Origin of the sequence: Variovorax sp. 160MFSha2.1, from assembly GCF_048305075.1 — a bacterium.
Taxonomy (GTDB): Bacteria; Pseudomonadota; Gammaproteobacteria; order Burkholderiales; family Burkholderiaceae_C; genus Variovorax; species Variovorax guangxiensis.
In genome coordinates this window covers 6402943-6421783 of the sequence record NZ_CP157624.1, presented here as the reverse complement: position 1 = coordinate 6421783, position 18841 = coordinate 6402943, and the positions used below count along the sequence as shown (strand labels likewise).

General features: G+C 66.8%; 20 protein-coding genes. 8 read left to right on the top strand and 12 right to left on the bottom strand.

Going from position 1 to position 18841, the window contains the following annotated elements; all coding sequences use genetic code 11:
• Positions 1 to 54: 54 nt before the first annotated feature.
• From ABL838_RS29720 to ABL838_RS29705, 4 genes are all read right to left on the bottom strand, one after another.
• The gene (locus ABL838_RS29720) at positions 55 to 1119 is read right to left on the bottom strand and encodes a branched-chain amino acid ABC transporter permease (protein ID WP_125950549.1); all 1065 of its coding nucleotides are present in this window, start codon (positions 1117 to 1119) and stop codon (positions 55 to 57) included.
• A gap of 164 nt (positions 1120 to 1283) precedes the next feature.
• Positions 1284 to 2213, bottom strand: coding sequence for a branched-chain amino acid ABC transporter permease (locus ABL838_RS29715; RefSeq protein ID WP_126021240.1), 930 nt, complete (start codon positions 2211 to 2213; stop codon positions 1284 to 1286).
• Between the two features lie 160 nt (positions 2214 to 2373).
• Positions 2374 to 3156, bottom strand: coding sequence for an ABC transporter ATP-binding protein (locus ABL838_RS29710; protein ID WP_184639600.1), 783 nt, complete (start codon positions 3154 to 3156; stop codon positions 2374 to 2376).
• Between the two features lie 160 nt (positions 3157 to 3316).
• Positions 3317 to 5272, bottom strand: coding sequence for an AMP-dependent synthetase/ligase (locus ABL838_RS29705; RefSeq protein ID WP_418123212.1), 1956 nt, complete (start codon positions 5270 to 5272; stop codon positions 3317 to 3319).
• Between the two features lie 84 nt (positions 5273 to 5356).
• Here ABL838_RS29705 and ABL838_RS29700 point away from each other — a divergent pair, with 84 nt between their 5' ends.
• The 4 genes from ABL838_RS29700 (at position 5357) to ABL838_RS29685 (ending at position 7709) form a co-directional block, all read left to right on the top strand.
• The gene (locus tag ABL838_RS29700) at positions 5357 to 6136 is read left to right on the top strand and encodes a Crp/Fnr family transcriptional regulator (protein ID WP_369660474.1); all 780 of its coding nucleotides are present in this window, start codon (positions 5357 to 5359) and stop codon (positions 6134 to 6136) included.
• The gene (locus tag ABL838_RS29695) at positions 6133 to 6600 is read left to right on the top strand and encodes a hypothetical protein (protein WP_418123210.1); all 468 of its coding nucleotides are present in this window, start codon (positions 6133 to 6135) and stop codon (positions 6598 to 6600) included. The genes ABL838_RS29700 and ABL838_RS29695 overlap by 4 nt, the downstream gene beginning before the upstream one ends.
• A gap of 66 nt (positions 6601 to 6666) precedes the next feature.
• A complete protein-coding gene (locus tag ABL838_RS29690) occupies positions 6667 to 7431 on the top strand; it encodes an SDR family NAD(P)-dependent oxidoreductase (RefSeq protein ID WP_418123208.1) in 765 nt (254 codons plus the stop codon).
• Between the two features lie 20 nt (positions 7432 to 7451).
• Complete coding sequence (locus tag ABL838_RS29685; protein ID WP_418123206.1) at positions 7452 to 7709, top strand: hypothetical protein; 258 nt, start codon at positions 7452 to 7454, stop codon at positions 7707 to 7709.
• 15 nt (positions 7710 to 7724) lie between these two features.
• Here the strand turns inward: ABL838_RS29685 and ABL838_RS29680 are convergent, their stop codons facing one another.
• Together ABL838_RS29680 and ABL838_RS29675 are read right to left on the bottom strand one after the other, a co-directional pair.
• Positions 7725 to 8735, bottom strand: a complete 1011-nt coding sequence (locus ABL838_RS29680) for an MBL fold metallo-hydrolase (protein ID WP_418123204.1) — start codon at positions 8733 to 8735, stop codon at positions 7725 to 7727.
• A 60-nt stretch (positions 8736 to 8795) separates the two neighbouring features.
• Entirely contained in the window at positions 8796 to 9797 is a 1002-nt protein-coding gene (locus tag ABL838_RS29675) for a Bug family tripartite tricarboxylate transporter substrate binding protein (protein ID WP_418123203.1), read from the bottom strand.
• A gap of 259 nt (positions 9798 to 10056) precedes the next feature.
• Here ABL838_RS29675 and ABL838_RS29670 point away from each other — a divergent pair, with 259 nt between their 5' ends.
• The gene (locus ABL838_RS29670; protein ID WP_418123201.1) at positions 10057 to 10434 is read left to right on the top strand and encodes a VOC family protein; all 378 of its coding nucleotides are present in this window, start codon (positions 10057 to 10059) and stop codon (positions 10432 to 10434) included.
• A gap of 12 nt (positions 10435 to 10446) precedes the next feature.
• On the opposite strand, the gene ABL838_RS29665 is transcribed toward ABL838_RS29670, so the two are convergent.
• The 6 genes from ABL838_RS29665 to ABL838_RS29640 all read right to left on the bottom strand — a co-directional run bounded on the left by ABL838_RS29665 (position 10447) and on the right by ABL838_RS29640 (position 17850).
• Positions 10447 to 11028 (bottom strand): superoxide dismutase, encoded by a 582-nt coding sequence (locus tag ABL838_RS29665; RefSeq protein ID WP_418123199.1) that lies wholly within the window; start codon positions 11026 to 11028, stop codon positions 10447 to 10449.
• Positions 11029 to 11071: 43 nt separating this feature from the next.
• Entirely contained in the window at positions 11072 to 11746 is a 675-nt protein-coding gene (locus ABL838_RS29660; RefSeq protein WP_418123197.1) for a helix-turn-helix transcriptional regulator, read from the bottom strand.
• 35 nt (positions 11747 to 11781) lie between these two features.
• Positions 11782 to 13215, bottom strand: coding sequence for an efflux transporter outer membrane subunit (locus ABL838_RS29655; RefSeq protein WP_418123195.1), 1434 nt, complete (start codon positions 13213 to 13215; stop codon positions 11782 to 11784).
• A 2-nt stretch (positions 13216 to 13217) separates the two neighbouring features.
• Entirely contained in the window at positions 13218 to 16298 is a 3081-nt protein-coding gene (locus tag ABL838_RS29650) for a MexW/MexI family multidrug efflux RND transporter permease subunit (protein WP_369660483.1), read from the bottom strand.
• Entirely contained in the window at positions 16295 to 17407 is a 1113-nt protein-coding gene (locus tag ABL838_RS29645) for an efflux RND transporter periplasmic adaptor subunit (protein ID WP_369660484.1), read from the bottom strand. The genes ABL838_RS29650 and ABL838_RS29645 overlap by 4 nt, the downstream gene beginning before the upstream one ends.
• A 284-nt stretch (positions 17408 to 17691) precedes the next feature.
• Complete coding sequence (locus ABL838_RS29640) at positions 17692 to 17850, bottom strand: hypothetical protein (protein ID WP_418123193.1); 159 nt, start codon at positions 17848 to 17850, stop codon at positions 17692 to 17694.
• Positions 17851 to 17999: 149 nt separating this feature from the next.
• Here ABL838_RS29640 and ABL838_RS29635 point away from each other — a divergent pair, with 149 nt between their 5' ends.
• The 3 genes from ABL838_RS29635 (at position 18000) to kdpF (ending at position 18841) form a co-directional block, all read left to right on the top strand.
• Positions 18000 to 18416, top strand: coding sequence for a hypothetical protein (locus ABL838_RS29635; RefSeq protein ID WP_184639630.1), 417 nt, complete (start codon positions 18000 to 18002; stop codon positions 18414 to 18416).
• Between the two features lie 192 nt (positions 18417 to 18608).
• Positions 18609 to 18746 (top strand): hypothetical protein, encoded by a 138-nt coding sequence (locus tag ABL838_RS29630; RefSeq protein ID WP_418123191.1) that lies wholly within the window; start codon positions 18609 to 18611, stop codon positions 18744 to 18746.
• On the top strand, positions 18743 to 18841 hold the full coding sequence (gene kdpF / locus ABL838_RS29625; protein WP_019657711.1) for a K(+)-transporting ATPase subunit F: 99 nt from the start codon (positions 18743 to 18745) through the stop codon (positions 18839 to 18841). The genes ABL838_RS29630 and kdpF overlap by 4 nt, the downstream gene beginning before the upstream one ends.

Sequence of the window (18841 nt, the reverse complement as noted above, 5' to 3'; positions counted from 1 at the left end):
TCTCCTTTGTGGGCACCTCGGTGCCGGGTTTTGACTAACGGGAACCTTTGGATCTCAATGCGGGAAGGGCCACAGCCGCAGCTTCTCCTTGGCCGTGGACCACAGCCGCGCGAGGCCGTGCGGCTCGACGATCAGGAAGAACACGATCAGCGCGCCGAAGATCATGGTCTCCAGGTGCGAGGCCAGCGCGGTGGAAATCGAGAAGCCCAGCCAGCCCGGCAGCTGGTTGAGCAGGAGCGGCAGCAGCACGATGAAGGCGGCACCGAAGAAGCTGCCCATGATCGAGCCCAGCCCGCCGATGATTACCATGAACAGCAGCTGGAACGAGCGGTCGATGCTGAAGGCCGCCGGCTCCCACGCGCCCAGGTGCACGAAGCCCCACAGCGCGCCGGCCACGCCGACGATGAAGCTGCTCACCGCGAAGGCCGTGAGCTTGGCGTACACCGGGCGGATGCCGATCACCGCGGCGGCCACGTCCATGTCGCGCATCGCCATCCATTCGCGGCCGATGGCGCTGCGCACCAGGTTCTTGGCCAGCAGCGCGAACACCGAGACGAAGATCAGGCAGAAAAGATACTTCTGCGCCGGCGACTCGATGGGCACGCCGAACACGTTGAGCCCCGCCACGCTCACCGAGCCGGAGGAAGAATTGTTGGTGAACCACTGGATGCGCAGGAAGGCCCAGTCGGTGAAGAACTGCGCCGCCAGCGTGGCCACGGCCAGGTACAGCCCCTTGATGCGCAGGCTCGGAATGCCGAAGAGCACGCCGATCACCGTCGCGCACAGTCCGCCCAGCAGCAGCGATGCAATGAGCGGCATGCCGTCGATGCGCACCTGGAAGTTGTAGGCCGCGTACGCGCCCACCGCCATGAAGGCGCCGGTGCCCAGCGAGATCTGGCCGCAGTAGCCCACGAGGATGTTCAGCCCCAGTGCGGCGAGCGAAAGAATGAGGAAGGGCGTGAGGATGGCGCGCATCCAGTAGTCCGACACGCCCAGCGGCACCACCACGAAGGCCACGAGCAGCAGAACGAGGATGGCCAGGCGGTCCTGCGCGATCGGGAAGATCTGCTGGTCGGCGCGGTAGCTCGACTTGAATTGGCCGTTTTCTCTGTAGAACATGTCAGTAGGTCGAAAGCGGGATCGGACAGCCGAACGCAGAGGTCGCGAAGGTCTCGCAGAGGTCGCGGAAGGAATGCAGAAAATCTTGAGGTTTTCTTCTGCGACCTCTGCGCAGCTTTTGTATTTCTTCTGCGTTCGGCTGTCCGTATTCGAAGTTCTTCATCTCACACCCGATCGATGATCTTTTCGCCGAAGAGGCCCTGCGGACGCACCAGCAGGAACACCAGCGCCAGCACATAGGCGAACCAGATCTCGATGCCGCCGCCGAACATCGGGCCGAGATAGATCTCGGAGAGCTTCTCGCCCACGCCGATCAAGAGGCCGCCGATGATGGCGCCCGGAATGGAAGTGAGGCCGCCCAGGATCACCACCGGCAGCGCCTTCAGCGCCACCAGCGAGAGCGAGAACTGCACACCCAGCTTCGACCCCCAGATGATCCCGGCCACCAGCGCCGAGAAGCCGGCCACCGACCACACGATCACCCAGATGCGCTTGAGCGGAATGCCGATGGACTGCGCGGCCTGGTGGTCGTCGGCCACCGCGCGAAGGGCGCGGCCGGTGGCGGTCTTCTGGAAGAAGATGGCCAGCACCACCACGAGGCCCGCGGCCACGAGTGCGGCGATCAGGTCTTCCTGGCTCAGCAGCAGGCCGCCCTGGAAGGTGTTCTCCAGCACCATCAGCGGTTCCTTGGGCATGCCGACGTCGATCTTGTAGATGTCGTTGCCGAAGATGGTCTGGCCCACGCCGTCGAGGAAGTAGGCGATGCCCAGCGTGGCCATCAGCAGCGTGATGCCTTCCTGGTTCACCAGCTTGCTCAGCGCGAGCCGTTCGATGAGCCAGGCCACGAGGACCATCACCGCCATGGCCGCGACGAAGGCCAGGATGTTCGCGAGGATCTGGCTTTCGAAGCCGAACCACTGCGGGAACCACTCGGCGAAGCGCGCCATCGCCAGCGCTGCGAAGAGCACCATCGCGCCCTGCGCGAAGTTGAAGACGCCGGAGGCCTTGTAGATCAGCACGAAGCCGATGGCGATCAGCGAATAGAGCATGCCGACCATCAGGCCGCCGAAGAGGGTTTCGAGGAAAAAGCCCATGGTCAGTTTCTTTCTCCCTCTCCCGCTTGCGGGAGAGGGCAGGGGTGAGGGCAAGCGGCGTTGGAGATGCTGCCGTTTGTGATGAGGCCGTCGACCCTCACCCCAACCCTCTCCCGCAGGTGGGAGAGGGGGCAAGACAGGAAGCGGTCGTGCGCGGCCATCAGTGCTCCACACCCAGATAGGCCCGGATCACGTCTTCGTTGTTCCGGACTTCATCCGGCGTGCCGTCGCCGATCTTCTTGCCGTAGTCCAGCACCACCACGCGGTCGGAGATGTCCATCACCACGCCCATGTCGTGCTCGATCAGCACGATGGTGGCTCCGAACTCGTCGTTCACGTCGAGGATGAAGCGGCTCATGTCCTGCTTCTCCTCCACGTTCATGCCGGCCATGGGCTCGTCCAGCAGCAGCACCTGCGGCTCCATCGCGAGCGCGCGGCCCAGGTCCACGCGCTTCTGCAGGCCGTAGGGCAGGCGGCCCACGGGCGTCTTGCGGTGCGCCTGGATTTCGAGGAAGTCGATGATGTGCTCGACGAACTCGCGGTGCGCGAGCTCCTCGCGCTCGGCCGGTCCCCAGCGCAGCGCCTGCGCGAACAGGCCGCTCTTCATCTTGAGGTTGCGGCCCGTCATGATGTTGTCGAGCACGCTCATGCCCTTGAAGAGGGCCAGGTTCTGGAAGGTGCGCGCCACGCCCATCTCGGCCACCTGGCGCGAGTTCATGTGCTTGAAGGTCTGGCCCCGGAAGGTGATGGAGCCCTGCTGCGGCCAGTACACGCCGTTGATGCAGTTCAGCATCGAGCTCTTGCCCGCGCCGTTCGGCCCGATGATGGCCCGTACCTCGTGCTCGCGCACGTTGAAGCTGATGTCGGTGAGCGCCTTCACGCCGCCGAAGCTCAGCGAGATGTTCTGCACGTCCAGGATGACGTCGCCGGTTTTTCTAGCCATGGACGGGCTCCTGGACGCGGACAGCCGAACGCAGAAGTCGCGAAGGTTTCGCAGAAGTCGCGAAAGAAGACCATGAAAAGTTCATCCGATTCCCTCTGCGACTTCTGCGTAGTTTTTGTATTCTTCTGCGTTCGGCTGTCCGAATTCGAGTGCATTCATCTCACGCCGCCTTTTCCAACGGCGCGAACCGCTTCGCCTCGACGATCTTCAGCGTCGCGCTCACCACGCCCGTGCGTCCGTCCTCGAACTTGACCTGGGTCTCGATGAACTGCTCGGCCTTGCCGCCGTAGAGCGCGTCGACCAGCACCGCGTACTTGTCGGCGATGAAGCCCCGGCGCACCTTGCGCGTGCGGGTGAGCTCGTCGTCGTCGGGGTCGAGTTCCTTGTGCAGCACGAGGAAGCGCGCGATCTGCGTCTCGCCCATGCCGTCTTCGGCGGCGAGGTCGGCGTTCACCTTGGCGATGCACTCGGCCACCAGCGCGAGCACGTCGGGCTTGCCGGCCAGGTCGACGTAGCCACCGTAGGCCAGGCCTCGGCGCTCGGCCCAGTTGCCGACGGCCTCGTAGTCGATGTTGATGGCGGCGCAGACTTCGTCGCGGCCGTTGCCGAAGCACACGGCTTCCTTGATCTGCGGGAAGAACTTGAGCTTGTTCTCGATGTAGTTGGGCGCGAACATCGCGCCGCCCACGAGGCGGCCCACGTCCTTGGCGCGGTCGATGATGCGCAGGTGGCCCTCGCTGTCGAGCACGCCCGCGTCGCCGGTGTGGAAGTAGCCGTTCGCGTCCAGCACCTCGGCGGTGGCGTCGGGGCGCTTGTAGTACTCCTTGAGCACCGACACGCCGCGCACCAGCACCTCGCCGTCCTCGGCGATCTTCAGCTCGATGCCGGGCGCGGCCGTGCCCACGGTCTGCAGCTTGACCTTGCCGTCCTGCTGCAGGCACACGTAGGCGCAGGTCTCGGTCTGGCCGTAGAACTGCTTCAGGTTGACGCCGATGGAGCGGTAGAAGCGGAACAAGTCGGGCCCGATGGCCGCGCCCGCGGTGTATGCCACGCGGATGCGGCTCATGCCCAGCACGTTGCGCAGCGGGCCGTAGATCAGCAGGTCGCCCAGGCGGTACATCAGGCGGTCGCCCATGCTCACCGGCGCGTCGTTGAGAATGTCGGCGCCCACGCGCTGCGCCAGCGCCATGAACTTCGCGTACAGCCAGCGCTTCGGAGCCGCCGCGTCTTCCATGCGGATCGACACGGCTGTCAGCAGTCCTTCGAAGGTGCGCGGCGGGCCGAAGTAGTAGCTCGGGCCGATCTCGCGCATGTCGTTCATCACCGTTTCCGACGACTCGGGGCAGTTGAGCGTGAAGCCGCCCACCAGCCACTGCGCCACCGAGAACAGGTGGTCGCCCACCCACGCCATCGGCAGGTAGCTCATGATGTTGTCGCCGGGGCCGAGCCTGTCGGTCTCCACGCCGCCACGGCCCGCCGCGATGAAGCTCGCGTGCGTCTGGCACACGCCCTTGGGGCGGCCGGTGGTGCCGGAGGTGTAGAGGATCACGCCCACGTCCGTCGCTTCGCCGCTGGCCACCGCGCGGTCGTAGTAGCCGACGTTGGCCTTGTCGAACTCGCGGCCCAGCGCGCGCAGCTGCTCATGGCTCATGAGCCCGGGCTGGTCGTAGTGGCGCAGGCCCTTGGGGTCGTCGTAGACGATGTAGCGGATGCCGGGCTGCTTGCCCTGCTGCATCTCGCGGCATTCGAGCAGCTTGTCGACCTGCTCCTGGTCTTCGACGATCACGAACTCGATGCCTGCGTCCTGCAGCATGAAGACCATCTCGCCGGCCACCGCGTCCTGGTACAGCGGCACCGGCACGCCGCGCAGGCTCTGCGCCGCGACCGCCGCCATGTACAGGTGGGGCCGGTTGGCGCCGACGATGGCCAGGTTGTCGAAGGGCCTGAAGCCCAGGCTCGCGAGGCCGCAGGCGGTCTCGCGCACTTCCTGCGCGACGGCGCTCCAGCTCCAGGTTTGCCAGATGCCGAGGTCCTTCTCGCGCATGGCTGGGGCCTCGGGCTGGGCCTCGGCGTGCGCGAGCAGCAGACGGGGAAAGGTGGGGGCGGGTGTTTGCACAGTGGCCGGATCGTAGGACTCACTTTGACGCCCGCTTGTCGTTCCAACGACAATCCTAGGGACACTACTCCCCGGAGTTTCCCGATGCCTCACGGCCATCCCACCCACAGCGCGCTCGGCGGTTCGACCATCAGGGACCGGGTGCGCGCAGCCAACGCGCAGGAACTGGAAGGCATTCCGTGGCTGCCCACGCTCACGCCCGCCGAGCGGCGCCGCGCCGAGGCCGCGCTGGTGGTCGGCGAGGCCGAGCCCGGCGACCTCGTCTGCCGTGTCGGGCGCTCGCCCACCTACTGGTTCGGCGTGGTCGAGGGGCTCCTGAAGATGAGCAACGACAACGCCGACGGCGGCTCCGTCACCTACACCGGCGTGCCGCCCGGCGGCTGGTTCGGCGAAGGCACGGTGATGAAGCGCGAGCCCTACCGCTACAACATCCAGGCGCTGCGGCGCAGCCTCATCGCCGGCCTGCCCACCGACAGCTTCCACTGGCTGCTCGACCATTCCATCGGCTTCAACCGCTTCGTGATGAACCAGCTCAACGAGCGGCTGGGCCAGTTCATCGCCGCGCTCGAGATCGACCGGCTCAACAACCCCGACGCGCGCGTGGCGCGCAACCTCGTGTCGCTGTTCAATCCGGTGCTGTATCCGGGCGTGGGCGAAGTCCTGCGAATCACCCAGCAGGAACTGGCCTACCTCGTCGGCCTCTCGCGCCAGCGCGTGAACGAGGCGCTGAACGCGCTCTCGGCGCAGGGGCTGATCCGCGTGGAGTACGGCGGGCTGCGCGTGCTCGACCTGCCGGGCCTGCGCGCGACCGCGATGTCGAACAAGAAGACCCAGCCGGTGCCAACCCAGGCGGAAAAATCATGACCAATCTCTCCGACAAGCTCCAGATCGTGCCCGCGAATGCCGAGGCCGCATTCATCCCGCCTCCGGAACCACCCAAGGCCAAGCCTGAAAGCGCCAGCCCCACGCTGGAGGAAGTCATCGAGCGCAACGAGGCGCTCACCGAAAAGGTAGAAGCGCTCGACGCGGTGCTGGCCAAGCCGCTCGCCGAGATCCTGGCCGACCGCGAGAAGGCCGAGGAAGCCGCGCTCGCCTGGGATCGCTTCGGCGCGATGTGGATGCTCTCGCAGCGCGCCATGCGCCGCGTTGCCCTCGACCTCGCGGCGCAGCTCGGCGTGAGCGAGGAAGAAGTCGTGGCGCGCGCCATGGCCAATGCCAATGCTGTGCTCAACGGCGCGGACGAGGTCGATCTGGGCGGCACCGTTGCGCCGGCACAGATGCAGCACATCGCCCGCCATCGCAACTTCCTGAGAAAGCAGTTCAAGTAGGGACGAGCGATTCCCTTTAACCTTCGCGCTTTCCTTTCGTTCCACAAACCAAGAGTTCTCATACAGATGACCGCTTCCCACCTCACTCTCATCACCGGCGCCTCGCGCGGCCTGGGCCAGGCCATGGCCGAGCAGCTGCTGCAGGCCGGCCACACGGTCGTCGGCATTTCGCGCAAGCAGTCGTCCGCGCTGGCCGAGGCAGCCAAGGCTGGCGGTGCCGAGCTCACGCAATGGGAGCAGGACCTGTCCGACCCGGTGGCCGCGGCCGAGCGCCTCTCGGCCTGGCTCAAGACCGTCGACGCGCAGCGCTTCGACAGCGTCACGCTCATCAACAACGCGGGCACCGTCGGCAACCCCGCGCCGCTGTCGCGCGCCGTGGAGTCCGAGCTGTCGCTGGCCCTGCGCATCGGCCTGGAAGCGCCGATGCTGCTGACGGCGGCGTTCCTCGGCGCCACGCGCGAATGGCGCGGCGCGCGCAAGGTGCTGAACATTTCCTCGGGCCTGGGCCGCAACGCCATGGGCAGCCAGGCGCCCTACTGCGCGTCGAAGGCCGGCATGGATCACTTCTCGCGCGCCGTGGCGCTGGAAGAGGCGAATGCGCCGAACGGTGCGCGCATCGTCTCGCTGGCGCCGGGCGTGATCGACACCGACATGCAGGTGCAGCTGCGCGGCGCCTCGGCAGAGAAGTTTCCGGACCGCACGCGCTTCGAGAAGATGAAGAACGAAGGCATGCTAGACAGCCCCGCCTCGGCGGCGGCCAAGGTGCTGAAGTACCTTGCGCGCGCGGACTTCGGCGCGAAGCCCGTGGCCGACGTGCGCGACCCCGACTGAGCGGAAGGCGAGAGATTCCCATGGCAACGGCCCAGGCCATCGACACCGGCGAGTACAAGCTCTTTCCCTCGCCGCGCAACGTGCACCGCATCGTGTTCGAGCATCAGGTGTTCGTGCCGCACCCCTATGCGCTGATCGTGATGAACGAGTTCGGCTTCAAGGGGCGCTACAGCCTGTTCTCGGCCTGCCGCATGAGCGACGGGAAGATGGGGCAGGTGGCGACGTTCGAGGACGTCGCCGACGTGGACATCTTCAATCGCAAGTTCGTGCCGGACTGAATCCGGCACGCCGCTTCACTGCATCGCGAACCTGTCGCGCTGCGCCTGCGCGCATTCGCCCATCACGTTCAGCGCACGCTCCACCGTGGGCGTGCCCATCACGAACGGATTCACCGCGCCCGCGGGCTGCTGGCGCAGCGCGGCCATCTTGGCCTGCGAGCTGTCGACGTTCGAGTGGTTCGACAGCATCACGTCGATGTTCTGCGCCTTCACCACCGAGTCCATGCGCTTCGTGGATGCGATGTAGCTGTCCAGCCGCGGCACGTCCTTGCCGAAGTTGAAGCCGGTGCCGCCCCAGAGCATGGCGCGGTGCCTGCGGCCGTTCTCGCTCACGTCGAACACCGGCGAGAGCGTGCCCATGGTGTGGCCCGGCGTGAGGTAGAGCGTGACGGTGGTGTCGCCCAGCGTGACGCGGTCGCCGTCCTTCACCGAGATGTCCCGCTTCGGAGGCGCGCCCCAGATCGGCGTGGCGAATTCGAGCTTGGTCTCGGTCATCGTCCAGTCGGGCTCGCTCATCACCACGCGCGCGCGGTACTTCTGCGCGAGATACGGCGCGCCGCCGTAGTGGTCGCCGTGTCCGTGCGTGACGATCACGTACTTGATCTGCGCCGGGTCCAGGCCCAGCTTGCGCATGCCGCCCTCGATCAGCGCTGCGGCTTCCACCTGGTTGTTGAGCGCGTCGATGAGGATGATGCCGTCCGAGGTCTTGATGGCCCAGGCGCTGACCCAGTCGGCGCCCACGAAGTAGAGGTTGTCGAAGGCCTTGGCGGGCGGCGGTGCCGGCTTGTTGATGAGCAGCGGCAGGCCCTTGTCGAGCTCTTCCTGCGGCGGGCGCGTGGCGGGGGCGGGCTTGCACAGCGACAGCAGCGGCCCGAGGTCGGTGCCCGCGGCCTTCGTGGCTGCCGCGACGTGGGCGGCGACGGTGGCATCTGAAGGTTTCTGCGCGGCAGGCGTCTGCGCGCAGCCCTGGAAAAGGACGACGGCCGCCGCGAGGGCAGCCGTCTTCAGGGGAAGCGAAGGAACCATCGGTGTCTCCATGCCGTCGTTGCGGCCTGTTCTGGAGACACCATTCTGCGACGCGAAGTCTTATTCGATTGTCGCGCCCGAGGCTTGCACGATGCCCTTCCACTTCTCGTAGTCGGTCTTCAGCAGCGCACCGAACTGCTCGGGCGTCATGCTTTGCGGCTCGGCGCCCTGCGCGATGATGGCCGCCTTCATGTCGGGCGTGGCCAGCAGCTTGTTGATCTCGGCATTGAGCGTGGTCACCACGTCCTTGGGCGTGCCGGCCGGCACGAAGATGCCGTACCAGGTGCTCACGTCGAAGTCCTTGTAGCCGAGCTCGGCCACGGTGGGCGTCTCGGGCAGCGAGGTGCTGCGCTTGGCCGAGGTGACGGCCAGCGGACGCAGCTTGCCGGCCTTGATCTGCGCCATGGCCGAGGGCACCGACGACACCATCAGGTCGACGTTGCCCGCGAGCACGTCCATCATGGCCGCGTTGGAGCCCTTGTAGGGCACGTGGCGCATCTTGATCCTGGCGGCGCCGTTGAAGATCTCGCCGGCCAGATGGATGGTGGTGCCGTTGCCGGGCGAGCCGTAGGTGACGGTGTCGGGCGCGGCGCGCGCGGCCTTCACCACGTCGTCGAGCGTTTTGAACTTGGAGTTGGCCTGCGTGACGATCACCACCGGCGTGTAGGCCACATGGGCTACCGCGGTCAGGTCCTTCACCGGGTTGTAGCTCAGGTTCTTGTAGAGCCAGGGCGCGACGACCATGTTGTCCTTCTGGCCCATCACGATGTCGTAGCCCGTGGGCGCCGCGCGCGCCGCCTCGGCGATGCCGATGGTGCCGCCGGCGCCCGCGCGGTTGTCGGGCACCATGGTCCAGTGCTTGGCCTCGGTGAGCTTCTGGGCCACCAGGCGGGCCAGGATGTCGGTGCCGCCGCCGGGCGGGAAGGGCACGATCAGGCGCACGGGCTTGGCGGGGTAGGCGGTGGCCTGTGCGTGGGCGGTGGCGGTGGCGGTAAGGGCCAGCGGGAGTGCCAGCGAAAACGCCAGCGAGGTGGCCAGCTTGCCGAGATGTCTGCGGATCATGGGTTGTCTCTTCGTCGGAATGGATCGGGGGTTGCAGCCGTCGCCTGCGGTCACTGCACCGGGGGTGCAGTGTGCCGGAAGCCGCGTAAGAAGGATTTCTTCATTCGCGATGGGGCACGTATCGACTTGCGGGGCCCCATTTTCCGATGCCTTGACAGGGCCCTGTCCGACGCAAATACTGCACCGCATGGTTGAGTATTTTTGGCAAGCCCGGCGCCCTTCCCTTTCGATGGCGCGCGGGGCCTGGAAGGAGACTCGCATGCTCGGAAACATCAACGCAGTGGCCAATCTCGCGGTGAAGGACCTCGCCGTGGCCCGTCGCTTCTACGAAGACACGCTGGGCCTGACCCAGGTCGATGCGGAAGGGGACGAGGTCATCGTCTATCGCAGCGGCAACACGCGCATCAATGTGTACCGATCGCAGTTCGCGGGCACCAACCAGGCGACGGCCGTGACGTGGTCGGTCGATGGCGACATCGAACGCCTCGTGGACGCGCTGAAGTCGCGGGGCGTGCGTTTCGAGCACTACGACATGCCCGACACGCAGCGGGTCGGCGACCTCCATGTCATGGGCGACATGAAGGTCGCGTGGTTCAAGGACCCGGACGGGAACATCCTGAACCTGATCAACGACTGATCGAACGATCGATCAGCCGAAGTTCCTGGCTGCGAAGTCCCAGTTGACCAGCTTGGCCAGGAAGGTCTCGACGAACTTCGGGCGCAGGTTGCGGTAGTCGATGTAGTAGGCGTGCTCCCAGACGTCCACCGTCAGCAGCGCGGTGTCGGCGGTGGTCAGCGGCGTGCCGGCTGCGCCCGTGTTCACGATGTCCACCGAGCCGTCGGCCTTCTTCACCAGCCAGGTCCAGCCCGAGCCGAAGTTGCCCACGGCCGACTTCACGAAGGCTTCCTTGAAGGCGTCGTAGCTGCCCCACTTGGCGTCGATGGCCTTGGCCAGCGCGCCGGTCGGAGCACCGCCGCCTTGCGGCTTCATGCAGTTCCAGAAGAAGGTGTGGTTCCAGATCTGGGCGGCGTTGTTGTAGATGCCGCCGCTGGACTTCTTGACGATCTCCTCGAGCGTCATCGATTCGAATTCGGTGCCCTTCTGCAGGTTGTTGAGGTTCACCACGTAGGCGTTGTGGTGCTTGCCGTAGTGGTACTCGAGGGTTTCCTTCGAATACTCGGGCGCCAGTGCGTCGAGCGCGTAGGGCAGGGGTGGGAGCTTGTGTTCCATCGTGGTTCCTTTGGGTTGGTGAAAGAGCAGGGAGAAAGAAATTTCAGGCGGCCGCCTTGGGCTCGACCCGGTAGGCGCAGCGCCGAGCGCCCGCCAGCACGTGCTCGACGCGGCTGACGTTCACGTCGGGGCCCAGCACCTCGTTGAAGAGCTGCAGCTCGCTGCGGCAGAAGCCCGTGCAGGCCTGCGCTGCGGTACAGATGGGGCAGTGGTTCTCGATGAAGAGAAAGCCGTCGCCCCGGCCCTCCTCGTCGGGCCGGAACTCGGCCATGTAGCCCTCGCGGCTGCGGATCTCGGCCAGCCGCTCCAGCCGCGTCTTCAGGCTGCGCGCGCCGCGCATGGCCTCGGCGTAGTTGGTGCGCATCGTGGCTTCGCGCGCGTTGATGAGCTGGTCCATGCCCTTCTGCCCGAACACGCTGATGACGGCGCTGATCATCTGCACCGTCATCTCGGCGTGCGTGTCGGGAAAGCGCTTGTGGCCTTCCCCGGTGAGCCGCCAGATCTGCGTGGGCCTGCCCCGGCCGCTGGAGCGGCTCTCGGAGTCGACCAGTCCCTCGGCCTCCAGCTTGGACATCTGCTGGCGCACCGCCTCCACCGTGACGTTGAGAACCTTGGCGATGTCGGGTATGCCGAGCGCGCCGCGGGTCTTGAGCGTCGAGAGGATGCGGTCTGCCGGCTGGTGCGGCATCCAGGTTGGCTTTGCATCGGGGGCGGACATGGCGGCGGCTTCTGGCATGGAAAACAGCACCATTGTCAGGTGGTTGGCGCTCCCTTCGCCACCGCGGGTGCTTGCCAGCCACCGCCCAGCGCCTTGTAGAGCGCGACGAGGCTGGTGTATGAGGCGGTTTCGGCCTCGGCCACGGCCTCCTGCGCGCGCAGCAGGGTGCGCTGGGCATCGAGCACGCTGAGATAGGGCGCGGCGCCTTCGCGGTAGCGCACCTCGGCCAGCTCGGCGGCGCGGCTGCTGCGGGCGGATGCCTCCACCAGCCGCTGCAGGCGCAGCTGGTTCTGGCCATAGCCGGTGAGCGCGCCTTCCACGTCCTCGATGGCGCGCAGCACCGTCTGCTCGTAGAGTGCACGGTCGCCCTCGGCGCGGGCTTCGGCGCCGCGCACGCGGGCCTTCACCGAGGCCAGCCGCAGGGCAGGCCAGCTCACGCCCGGCGTCACGCTGAAGGCCCGGCTCGACGAGCTGCCGAGGTCCGAACCCCGCAACGCGATGAAGCCGAGGAAGCCGCCGATGTCGAAGCGCGGATACAGCTCGGCCGTGACCGCGCCCACGTCGGCCGTGCTCGCGGCAAGCCCGCGCTCGGCGCGCAACACGTCGGGCCGGCGGCGCAGCAGTTCGCTCAGGTCGCCCACGGGCAGGCGCTTGTCGATCACGCGCAGCTGGCGCGGCTGCAGCATCGGCTCCAGCTCGCCCGGGCGCAGGCCGGCCAGCACCGCGACGCGGTAGGCCGACTGGCGGCGCGTGGTTTCCAGCGCGGGCAGCTGGCTCTCGGTGGTCGCGAGGTTGGCCTGCGCGCTCGCCAGGTCGCCTTCGAGGGCGCGGCCGGTCTGCACTTGCGCTTCGGTCACGCGCAGGCTCTGGCGCAGGCTGTCGAGCGTGCGGCGCGTGACCGCGATTCGCTGCTCGGCGCCGCGCATCTCGTAGTAGTTGCGCGCCAGCTCGGCCACCGCGACGATGCGTACCTGCTCCAGGTCGGCCGCGCTGGCCTCGGCGCGTGCGGTCGCGGCCTCGTCCAGGCGCTTCAGCCGGCCGAACAGGTCGATCTCCCACGAGGCGTCGAAGCCCGCGCGGCTGCTCTGTGCCAGCGAGCGCACATCGGGCTGCGCGCCGTTGTTGCCTTGGGCGATGCCGCGTGTCTTGCTCGCGCTGGCGGTCACCACCGGCAGCCGGTCTAGCTCCGCCCCGGTCTGCACCGCGCGGGCTTCGAGCAGGCGGGCCTGCGCGATGCGGATGTCGTGGTTCTCGGCCAGCGCGCGGTCGACGAGCGCGTCGAGCTGCGGATCGTCGAGCTGGCTCCACCAGTCGCGCTGCACCGCGTCGTTGGCGAAGAGCGAACTCTCCGGTGCGCGGATGACCACTGGCGCATCCGCCGGGGCCTTGTAGTCGGGCCCGACGGCGCAGCCGGCGAGCACCAGCATGCCCAGCGCGAAGGGAGCGGCGTAGGAAAAGAGTCTGTTCATGGTCACGCTCCTTCGGCCAGCGCTTCGAGTTCGGCCGCGCGCTGCGAGCGGCCCTCGGCGCGGTGGTCACGCGCCAGCAGCGTGTACATGGTGGGCAGCACGAAGAGCGTGAACAGCGTTCCCACCAGCATGCCGACCACGATCACCAGCCCGATGCTGAAGCGGCTGTTGGCGCCGGCCCCGCTCGCGAAGAGCAGCGGCACCAGGCCCACCACCATCGCGGCGGTGGTCATCAGGATGGGGCGCAGCCGGATGCGCGCGGCCTCCTCGATGGACGAGCGCCGGTCCAGGCCCTTGTGCATCTGGATCTCGTTGGCGAACTCCACCATCAGGATGCCGTGCTTGCTGATGAGCCCGATCAGCGTCACCAGCCCGATCTGCGTGTAGATGTTGATGGTGCCGAAGCCCAGCGCCAGCGGCACCAGCGCGCCGCAGATCGACATCGGCACGCTGATCAGGATGATCAGCGGGTCGCGCAGGCTCTCGTACTGCGCCGCCAGCACCAGGTAGATCACGACGATGGCGAACACGAAGGCCATCACCAGCGCCGAGCCTTCCTGCGTGAACTGCCGCGCGTCCGACTGCCAGTCGTAGCTGAAGCCGGCTGGCAGCTTCTTCGCCTCCTCGCTCAGGAAGGCCACCGCGTCGCCCATGGTCACGCCCGGCGCCGGAATGGCCTGGAAGGTGGCCGCGTTGAGCTGGTTGAACTGAGTGAGCTTGTTCGGGCCCACGCTGGTCGACAGCTGCACCAGGTTGGCCAGCGGCACCGGCTGGCCGCTCGCGCTCTTCACGAAGTAGCGCGAGAGCGCCTCGGCGGTCAGCCGCTGCTCGCGCGGCGACTGCGGAATCACGTCGTACGACCGGCCGTCCATGCCGAAGCGGTTGACGTAGTTCTCGCCCACCAGCACCGCGAGCGTGTCGCCTATGGACTTCATCGTCACGCCCATGCTGTTGGCCTTGGCGCGGTCCACGCGGATCTCGACCGTGGGGTTGTTGAACTCCAGGTCGCTGTCGACCACGATGAATTTGCCGCTGTCGCGCGCCGACTTCTTCAGCGCCTCCATCGCCTCGAACACGGTGCGGTGGTCGCCCGCGCTGCGGATCACCATCTGCACCGGCAGCCCGCCGGTGGAGCCCGGCAGCGAGGGCAGCTGGAAAGCGAAGACGCTGCTGCCTTCCACCTCGTTCATGCGGCCCTGCGTGTCGCCCTGGATCTGGTCGGCGTTGCGCTTGCGGTCCTTCCAGTCGGAAAGCTGCACGCCGCCGATGCTGTTGGAGACACCGTCCGAGCCGTTGATGAGCCAGCGGCCGGTGTTCTCGGGCAGCGAGGCGAACACGTCGTCCCACTTCTTGCCGAACTTCTCGACGTAGTCGATGTTGGCGTGCTGCGGCGACTTGATGGCCGTCAGCACCATGGCCTGGTCTTCGCCCGGGGCAAGCTCGCGCTGCGCCGCGTTGTAGAGGAAAGGCAGGCTCGCCAGCACCAGCGCCGCGAAGATGCCGGTGGCCCAGCGATGGTGCAGCGACACGTCGAGCAGCCTGCCGTAGCCCGTGGCGAGCCGGTGGAAGAAGCTCTCGGCCGCGCGCGCCATGCGGCTGCCGGTGGCGTCCTGCGGAAGCAGGAAGGAGCTCATCACCGGCGACAGCGTGAGCGCGATCACGCCCGACACCACTACCGCGCCCGCGAGCGTGAAGGCGAATTCCTTGAAGAGCGAACCCGTGAGCCCTCCCATCAGGCCGATGGGCGCGTACACCGCTGCCAGCGTGAGCGTCATGGCAATCACGGGGCCGGCCACCTCGCGTGCGCCGATCAGCGCGGCCTGCACGCGCGACTTGCCTTCCTCGATGTGCCGGTGCACGTTCTCCACCACCACGATGGCGTCGTCCACCACCAGCCCGATGGCCAGCACCATCGCCAGCAAGGTCAGCAGGTTGATGCTGAAGCCGAACAGCAGCATCAGCGCGGCCGCGCCCAGCATCGACAGCGGAATGGTCACCACCGGAATCAGCACCGCGCGCACCGAGCCCAGGCACAGGAAGATCACGATCACCACGATGGCGATGGCCTCCAGCAGCGTGTGGCGCACCTCGTCGATGGACGCCTCGATGAAGCGCGCCAGCTCGAAGGGCAGCTGCACCTCCACGCCCGGCGGCAGGTTCTGCTTGATGCCGGGCAGCAGCTCGCGGATGCGCTTGACGATCACCAGCGGATTGCCGTTGGGCGCGGCCTGCAGGCCGAGGTAGATGGCGGGCACGCCGTCCATGGTCGCGCTGCTGTCGGCGCTGGCCGCCCCGAGCTCCACGGTGGCCACGTCGCCCAGTCGCACGATGGCATCGCCCTCGCGCTTGACGACCATGTCGCGGAACTCGGCCACGTTCACCAGGTCGGTGTTCACGCGGATGTTCGACACCACGTACAGGCCCTTCACTTGCCCCGGCGCGGCCTGCACGTTGTTCTGGCGCAAGGCGTCGGCCAGCTCGCCGGCCGAGATGCCGCGCGCCGCCATGCGGTTGGGGTCGAGCCATACGCGCATCGCCAGCGTCTGCCCGCCCGACACCTCCACGCCCGAGACGCCGGTGATGGAGGCGAACTGCGGCTGCACCACGCGCGAGAGGTAGTCGGTGAGCGCGGGCATCGGCATCGTCTTGCTGGAGAAGCCCACGTACGCCACGGCGGTGGCCTCGCCCGACGACTTCAGGATCACCGGGTCGAAGGCCTCGGCCGGCAGCCGGTACTTCACCTGGCTGACCTGCGCCATCGCCTGCGTGAGCGCCTGGTTGGCGTCGGCGTTGAGCTTCATGCGCACGCTGATCACGCTGCGGCCCAGCGTGGACGAGGAGGAAAGGTAGTCGACGTTCTCGATGGTCGCCACCGCCTGCGCGATCGGCTGCGTGACGAAGCCCTGCATCAGCTCCGGCGAGGCGCCGGGGTACTGCGTGGTGATGGTGAGCGTGGTGCTCTCGGTCAGCGGGTACTGCCGCACCGGCAGGTCGCCCAGGGCGCGCGCGCCCAGCAGCAGGATGAGCGTGCTCACCACCAGCGCCAGCACGGGCCGGCGCACGAAGAGGTCGGTGAACTTCATGACTTCGATTCCTGCGTGAGTGACAGCGTGTCCTTGTCGCCGGGTGCGACCGCCGCGCCCGTGTAAAGGCGCAGCTGGCCCGAGGTGACGACCTTGTCGCCGGGCGAGAGGCCCTTCTCGATCACCACCAGCCCGTCCTGCCGCTCGCCGGCCTTCACGAAGACCTGCTGCGCGGAGAAGCCGCCGCCTTTTTCAGCGGGAACCACGATGAACACCGAGTCGCCGTGCGTGCTGTAGGTGATGGCCGTCTCGGGCACGGTGATGGCGTCGGTGCGTGCCGGCAGCGCGACCCGGCCGTTGACGAACATGCCCGGCGCGAGCGCGCCGTCGGCGTTGTCGACCGTGGCCTGCAGGCGCACCGTGCGCGTGTCGCTGCCGATCTGTGGCTCGATGGTGCTGAGCCTGCCCTGGAACACGCGTCCCGGATACGCGTCGACCGACAGCGCCACCTGCTGGTTGCGCTTGAGCGCGGGCAGGGCGGTCTCGGGCAGCGTGATGTTGGCGAAGAGCGTGCGGCTGTCGGTGAGCGACACCAGCGCATCGCCCGCGCGCACGAACTGCCCGAGGTTGACGCGGCGGATGCCGAGCACGCCGTCGAACGGCGCCTTGATGCGCTTCTGCTCCAGCAGCGCCTGCACGCGCCGCAGCTCGCCGCTGGCCTGGTCGAAGGCGGCCTGCGCCTGTTCGAGCTGCTCCTGCGTCGCCGCCTGCTGCGGCACCAGCCGGCGCGTGCGCTCCAGCAGCGCCCTCGCATTGGCGCGCTGGGCCTTCAGCCGCTCCAGGTCGCCCTGCTCGGGCGCGTCGTTGAGCTGCACCAGCACCTGCCCCGCGCGCACCTCGGCGCCGGGCGTGAAGAGGATCTTCGCGATGCGCCCCTCCACCTCGGCCGGCACCTCCACCTGCCGGTTGGCCTCCAGCGTGCCGATGCCGCCGAGGAAGCGCGCCACTTCCGTCTTCTGCGCAGCGGCGACTGCCACCTTGGCCGGCGGCATGCCGCCTCCACCCTCCGCATGCGCGGGCCGCAGCTTGGTGGCGAGCCCGAAGCCGGCGCCTCCCAATACCAGTGTCGCAAGGCCGGCACCCAGCCAGGCCCTTGATTGCTTGTTCATACGACGTCCATTATTAATCAAAGAAAGTACTTTGATTATTTGTTGATGTCGTTTGCCTGTCGATGAAGGCATCGCAATGGCCGTCATAGGCCGGGGCTATTCGCGCAAGGCAGTGCATGTCTGGGTCTCCGGGAGTCGAGCGGGAAATGCCGCAGACCTGAGACGTGCCGGCCGGGCTTGTTGTGACAGTCGGGCTCTTCTGTCCGGCTGAATGCGTCGCGTGAAGTAAGTCGCGTCGCGGAGCTTTGTCTGCGGTGCTTGGCGAGCGATGCCGCCCGGTCTCTCTACAAGTCGATGTCCTCAACTTGGAGATTCATTGCAATGATGCGAAAGGTGATCGTGGTGGGTGATCCACCAGGACGCATACCATCGGCATCGCCCCCGGGGTTCTGCAGCATTCCTGATGCCGCCTTTTCGACCGACTCACGGTTCAGCACGCTCATCCACGAGGTGACTCCCTTCGATGACACCTTTTCCTCGAAGGACACCGTCGGAACTATGCGGAAAAGCCTCCCTCTGGCCTCGAACCCCGAGGAAGCGCGTTTCAACGCGGACAGCATCACTGGCTACGTGCTCTATGTCGACTAGGTTGATGTCTCTGGTCCTGGCGCTGACGTTGGCCTCCGCCAACGCGCAGGGATGTTCACGGGTGATCCAGATCACACTGGATTTCCAGGAAGACTCTGCGCAACTCGAATCCAAGCAGATCTTGCGGCTGGCGAGATGGCTGGTCGACGTGCGCGGCCTTTTCCAGTACGGCGATGCCGATGTCGAGGGCGTGGCCGTTGGCAATGAGGCCGGCAAGGACCGAAAGGAACTCGCAAGGCGCCGAGCCGATGCAGCGGCCAGCGCTTTGAAAACTCTGCTGGGAGGTTTGCCCATTCATTCCAGCTCGAACGTCTATCCGACGGACTTCATCCGATCGAGCGGAAATTACGCCGTTGTCCAGCTGAACCCGGTGAATGCGCCGGACTGCAGTCCGGTCCCGATACCTGGCTTCAAGTACTGATCGAATTGTGTGTCGTGTCCTTGCCGGGAATATTGGCCCGACAAGGATGCTCCGGCCGTTCCCGGCGCCACCTCACGGGCACTGAGGTGGCGTTTTTACGCTTTCTTTACGCCCACCCCACCACTCTTTCCCCCGTTTTGACGCCCGACTGCCGAGACTGACTCCCATCTTTCTCGTTTGCAGGAGTGATGCATGGACATCGTCTGGATGGGCGCCTTGCTGGCGCTGTGGGCCGTGGTGGGGGCCATGGTGGTCGGGCTGAACAGGCTCGATGCGCCGAAGAACCCGTCGAGCAAGGCGTCGAACGCCGCCGATGGAGCCTCATCGTGATCAGCCTCGAAGTGCTTTACGGCTTCGGCGCGCTGATCGCCGTGGTTCTTTTCGCGTACCTGGTGTTCGCGCTGATCTGCGCGGAGGAATTCTGA